Source organism: Arenibacter lacus (assembly GCF_008711145.1).
GTDB lineage: Bacteria > Bacteroidota > Bacteroidia > Flavobacteriales > Flavobacteriaceae > Arenibacter > Arenibacter amylolyticus.
The window spans coordinates 25,384-31,515 of record NZ_VVIN01000043.1 but is presented as its reverse complement, the minus strand read 5'-3'; the positions used below and the strand labels follow the sequence as shown (position 1 = coordinate 31,515).

General features: G+C 45.0%; 4 protein-coding genes. All 4 read left to right on the top strand.

Annotated elements, in window-relative coordinates; translation table 11 throughout:
* Positions 1-251 (top strand): glycerol-3-phosphate dehydrogenase C-terminal domain-containing protein (locus tag F1E73_RS12335; RefSeq protein WP_317132977.1); only part of this gene is annotated, 251 nt, incomplete at its 5' end.
* Position 252: 1 nt separating this feature from the next.
* Entirely contained in the window at positions 253-1,749 is a 1,497-nt protein-coding gene (glpK, locus tag F1E73_RS12330; RefSeq protein WP_150452066.1) for a glycerol kinase GlpK, read from the top strand.
* 21 nt (positions 1,750-1,770) lie between these two features.
* Positions 1,771-2,499 (top strand): MIP/aquaporin family protein, encoded by a 729-nt coding sequence (locus tag F1E73_RS12325; RefSeq protein ID WP_150452065.1) that lies wholly within the window; start codon positions 1,771-1,773, stop codon positions 2,497-2,499.
* 322 nt (positions 2,500-2,821) lie between these two features.
* A complete protein-coding gene (locus F1E73_RS12320) occupies positions 2,822-6,121 on the top strand; it encodes a SusC/RagA family TonB-linked outer membrane protein (protein WP_150452064.1) in 3,300 nt (1,099 codons plus the stop codon).
* The last annotated feature ends 11 nt before the right edge of the window (positions 6,122-6,132 follow it).

The following is a 6,132-nucleotide window of genomic DNA, read 5'->3' as shown; positions in this document are numbered from 1 at the left end:
ATGAAATGGCAAGAACGGTAGAAGATGTACTTGCACGCAGGGTTAGAGCCTTGTTTTTAGACGCACAGGCCTCCATTGACATGGCTCCAAAAGTAGCGGAAATCATGGCGCTGGAACTGAATAGAGATCAAGCTTGGCAACAAAAACAACTGGCCGACTACAACGCAATCGCCATTCACTATGTTTTACAGGAAAGCGTAGCGAGTGACAAACAACAGAAAATCAACTTAAAAACCAAGATTTCCAACTGACATGGAGAAATTTATTCTTGCTCTTGACCAGGGCACAACCAGCTCTCGGGCTATTATTTTTGACAAGAAGGGCAACATAGTTTCCACCGCCCAAAAAGAATTTACCCAGTACTTTCCCAAACCGGGATGGGTAGAGCACGACCCCATTGAAATTTGGTCTGCCCAAGCTGGAATGGCCGCAGAGGTAGTTACCAAAAAAGGACTCAGCGGCGCCAATATAGCAGCCATTGGGATCACCAATCAGCGGGAAACCACTGTGGTCTGGGACAAAAACACCGGGGAACCCGTGTACAACGCCATTGTATGGCAGGATAAACGAACGGCCGACTACTGTGACGAACTTAAGGAGAAGGGAAAATCGGACTTAATTAGGGAAAAAACGGGATTGGTCATAGACTCCTACTTCTCGGCCACCAAGGTGAAGTGGATCTTAGATAATGTGGACGGGGCAAGAGAACGCGCCAATGCCGGGGAGTTGTTATTTGGCACCATAGACTCCTGGTTGATCTGGAAAATGACCCAAGGATATCTCCACATTACCGATGTAACCAATGCCAGCAGGACCCTACTATTCAATATCAACACCCTGGAATGGGACAAAGAACTTTTGGAGCTGTTCAACATCCCTGAAAGCATGTTGCCCCAAGTGAAGCAATCCAGTGAGGTTTACGGCTATACACACCCCAATTTCTTTGCACAAAAAATTCCTATCGCCGGTATAGCGGGAGATCAACAAGCTGCCCTATTTGGACAGATGTGCACCAAACCTGGCATGGTGAAAAACACCTATGGCACTGGATGCTTTATGCTCATGAACATCGGGGACAAACCCATTATTTCTACTAATAATCTACTTACCACAGTAGCATGGAAGATCAACGGAAAAACTCAGTATGCCTTAGAGGGAAGTATTTTTATTGCAGGGGCAGTGGTGCAATGGCTAAGGGACGGCCTCAATATAATCAATCAGTCGTCGGACGTGGAAAAATTAGCCAATATGGCACTGAATTCGGACGGGGTTTACTTTGTCCCTGCATTTGCAGGTTTAGGGGCACCCTATTGGAACCAGCGGGCTCAGGGCACCCTCTTTGGGCTCACTCGTGGCACCACCGACGCCCATATTGCTAGGGCTTCCCTAGAGTCCATAGCCTACCAGACCATGGATGTTTTAAAGGCCATGGAGGCCGATTCTGGAGTGAGCATAAAAGAGCTACGAGTGGATGGAGGCGCTACGGTAAACAAACTGATGATGCAGTTCCAATCTGATGTACTCAATACCAACACAGTGCGCCCCAAAGTGATAGAAACCACGGTAATGGGAGCCGCATACCTAGCCGGATTGGCGGTAGGTTACTGGAAAGACTTGGAAGAAATTCAAAAAATATGGCAAACCGATGTGAATTTTACCCCAACCGAAAATCGGGCCACAATTGAAGAAGGGATCAAAGGTTGGCACCGGGCCATTGACGCGCTTCAACATTGGGCCAAACAAAACTAATAACCACTAAACCAATTAATTATGACGCCATTTATTGCAGAAATTATCGGCACCATGCTATTAATCCTCCTAGGAGGCGGCGTGGTGGCCAATGTAGTCTTAAACCTAACCAAAGGCCAAAACAGCGGATGGATTGTAATCACCACCGGCTGGGCATTGGCCGTCTATGTAGGCGTTGTGGTAGCAGCCCCTTATAGTGGCGCCCACCTCAATCCGGCAGTAAGCATAAGCCTAGCCGTAGCAGGCTTATTCCCTTGGATGGAGGTTCCTTCTTACGTCTTGGCGCAATTTATTGGCGCCATGTTAGGAGCCTTTTTGGTTTGGGCTATGTACAAAAAACACTTCGATGCAACCAAGGATAACGGGTTAAAAAAAGCGGTATTCTGTACCGATCCCGCAATCCGGAATACCGGGGCCAATTTTATAAGTGAGCTCATAGGCACCTTTGTTTTGATATTTGCCGTGCTGTATTTTACGGATGCCACCATCGTGGACCAAGAAACGGTGATTGGACTTGGATCCCTGGGCGCCCTGCCGGTTGCCTTTGTAGTCTGGGCCATTGGTTTGTCTTTGGGCGGAACCACTGGGTATGCCATCAATCCAGCTAGGGACCTAGGCCCACGGATTATCCATGCCATCTTGCCCATACGGGGAAAGGGAAACAGTGACTGGAGCTATGCATGGATTCCTGTAGTTGGTCCCATAATGGGTGGAACCCTAGCCGCCTTACTAATGTTGGCACTCTCATAATCCCGAACCAAGACCACTTGAAAAGAATCGAAACCAGCTTAGGCACAAGCTTGTAAATAACGAGGATTATTTTGTTTCATTAATCTTTCATTAATTTCACTTTGTTTTTAATTACAGTTTAATTCTGTATCATTGAGCGAGGTAAGTAACAATTCGAAACCATACCCTATATGCAACATCTTTAATTTAATTTCTCAAAAACCTAGTAATCAATTACTTACAAAAATTCAAAATTAACAATGTAAGAACTTAATGTTCCCTTAATACTAAGCACTAAACAAGCATCTATATTTGACCAATTATTATTAATAATTAAATTCTCATGAGAAAAATTGACCAACTTTTTACGCTACTGATGTTATTTGCGATAACGTCGTTTTCGTACGGACAAACAGTAACGGGTACTGTTTATGCCGATGGAACTCCCTTGCCGGGTGCTACAGTTCTAGAAAAAGGCACCAACAACGGGGTAGTTACCGATTTTGACGGGGTCTTTAGCCTACAAGCTAGCAACAAGGAAATAACTTTGGTTGTTTCTTTTATAGGATACGTTACCCAAGAACTAACAGCACGTGCTGGCGACCACTTGGAAATTGCAATGCAAGAGGATGCAGCTGCCCTAGACGAGGTTGTGGTTACCGCCCTTAATATTACCAGGGAAGAGAAGTCCCTAGGGTATTCCATTGCCAAAGTAGACGGTGAAGAAATAAACAAAACAGTTACCGGCAACTGGTTAAACGGCATGTCTGGAAAGGTAGCCGGATTAACCTTTGATCAGGCAGGGACTGGACCAAGTGGATCTATGAGGGTTACCTTAAGGGGAGACCAATCTTTAAACTACGGGAGCAACGAGGCGCTTTTTGTAATAGACGGGGTCCCTGTAACTTCTGGAGCTACTGCCACCAAAAGTGTAAGTAACTATGCACAAGGGGATGCCCCGATAGATTATGGAAATGGTATGAGTGACATCAACCCCGATGATATTGCTTCGGTTTCGGTCCTAAAAGGTCCGGCAGCAGCTGCACTCTACGGATCACGTGCCGCAAACGGTGCCATTGTAATCACCACTAAATCTGGAAGAAAAAGCAAAGGCCTTGGGGTAAGTGTTAGTTCTTCCGTGACCTTTGAACAAGCGGGATACTTTCCTGATTTTCAAACAGAATATGGAAATGGCTCCGATATGGGAGCAGGTGAATATTCCCTTTGGGAATTGAGCGAAGATATGGCCCCGGATGGGGTAGCCGTCCCAAGACGTTACTCCAGATATACTTTTGGAGAAAAGTTTGACCCAGGAAAATTGCGCTATCTATACGCCTCCAAAAACTGGGATACGGGAGAGTTCACAAAATTACCTTGGCAGTACCAGGACGATTGGTATACGGGCCTATTCCGAACTGGCTTAACCACTAGCAATACCGTTAGTCTAAGCGGAAGCAATGGTAAAGGAACCTCTACCCGTTTTTCGGTGACCGACTATAAGAACGATTGGATCTTACCCAATACGGGCTTTGATAAAAAGACCGTTTCCTTAGCCTTTAATACGCCCATCAGCGATAAAATAAAATTCAATACCAAGATCAACTATTACCTTAAAAATAGTGACAACATGCCCGGCGGTGGGTATAGCGCCAGCAACCCCATGTACGCATTGGTCTGGGGATTTAACGTGAATAGTATTGATGCTTGGAAGGAAGAGTATTTTGAAGGACGGTACAATTATGCCAATTGGTTTGCTCGTGGCGAAAACGGCCAAGGATTAGTGTATCCTTCCACCAATGGCTTTAACCCATACAGAACCTTATACGAGGCAACCAATGCTTACGATAAAAACAGAGTTTTCGGAAATGTTGGACTCACCTTTGATCTAATGGAAGGATTAACGCTAGACGTTGGTTCTGGACTGGACTGGTCCGATGAGTTCCGTACCCAGAGAAGACCCTTTTACACCACTGGCTATCATGACGGATTTTACCGTGAACAAACCGTACGTGTTATAGAAAACAATAATGATTTTATGTTGCGCTATACCAACGATGACCTAGCAGATGGCCGTTTTGGTCTTTCTACTTTCGTAGGGGGCAACAATAGAATCAACGAATACTACAACCACCGACTTACCTTGGACAAACTTGGTGAAGAGGGTATTTATCATACAAACAACCTACCTACTGGGGTAATTCCAGAGCCCTATAATTATCGCAGTAGAAAGGTAGTAAATAGTTTATTTGGAATGGCTTCCTTTAGCTGGGACGGAACCTATTTTGTGGATGTCACTGGACGTAACGACTGGTCTAGTACCCTTTCTAGAGGCAACTGGTCCTTCTTTTACCCCTCGGTGGCCACTAGTATCTTGATGGATAGAGTCCTAGATTTTAAGCAGAACGCACCCTGGGTAGATTTTGCCAAATTACGGTTTTCATGGGCAAACGTAGGAAACGATACCTCACCCTATTCCCTGGACCAATACTACGGAAACTCCTCCTACCCCGGTGGTTATACCTTACCAGGCACCATCCCAGATCCGTTAATTAAACCGGAGAATGTGGAAAGCTGGGAAGCAGGACTAGAAGCGAAACTCTTTAAAAATAGGGTCTCTTTTGATGTAACCTGGTACCACTCCTCTACCACCAACCAAATTGTGTCCGTAGATGTAGATCAAATTACAGGAGCAACCGGCATGAAAATTAATGCAGGGGAAATTACGAATCAGGGACTGGAAGTGTCAGCAAATTTTGCACCAGTGAGAACCCAAGATTTCGATTGGTCCTTTGACCTTACTTGGTCTAAGAACAATAATAAATTAGTGAGCCTACAAGACGGATGGGATCCCAATGAACCATTACAAACCAATATGGGAACCACTATTGGAGGCCGTACCTACATCTATTCCTATGTAGGCGAAGAAATGCACGTCATCTATGGAAGAGGCTTTCAGCGTGCACCGGAAGGATCCTTTTATACGGATGAGAATGGAGAGCAGGTAGATGCTTCGGGAATGCATATTGTAAATGCCGACGGATATCCCATACTGGATGAATCCCCGGATCGTAGAATTGGAAAAGTAAACCCCGATTGGAGGGGAGGTATGGTACAGCGATTTAGGTATAAAAACCTATCTCTATCGGCCGCCTTTACCGGACAAATGGGTGGAAATACCTTTTCCGTGACCAACTTTGCACTTTCATATCAAGGAAAGCTGAAAAACTCCTTGGAAGGAAGGTATGACGGTTTGGTTCACCCTGGAGTAAATGTGGTAACCAATACCGATGGATCCGTGAGTTACACCAAAAACAATACGGTTACCAAAAGCATTCAGAGTTATTACAACTCCTATATCTGGAACCGAAATAATACGGAGATGAATACTTTTGACACCTCCTTTTTAAAGTTGAAGGAAGTGCGATTGGATTACCAATTACCACAGCGTTTCTTGGATAGGACAGATGTATTTCAGCAGATAAGCCTAGGGGTTTACGCCACGAACCTGTTTACCATCACGGATTTCCCCCAATACGATCCGGAAACAGGAATGGTCAATGGATCCCAAATCCATAAAGGGATAGAATCCATGTCTTTCCCCATGACAAGATCTTATGGTTTTAACGTAAAATTCTCATTCTAAATAATCAGGAT

Bases quoted from the DNA above. Each gene is read 5' to 3' on its own strand.
- glpK (WP_150452066.1), top strand. From the start codon at position 253: ATGGAGAAATTTATTCTTGCTCTTGACCAGGGCACAACCAGCTCTCGG.
- F1E73_RS12325 (WP_150452065.1), top strand. From the start codon at position 1,771: ATGACGCCATTTATTGCAGAAATTATCGGCACCATGCTATTAATCCTC.
- F1E73_RS12320 (WP_150452064.1), top strand. From the start codon at position 2,822: ATGAGAAAAATTGACCAACTTTTTACGCTACTGATGTTATTTGCGATA.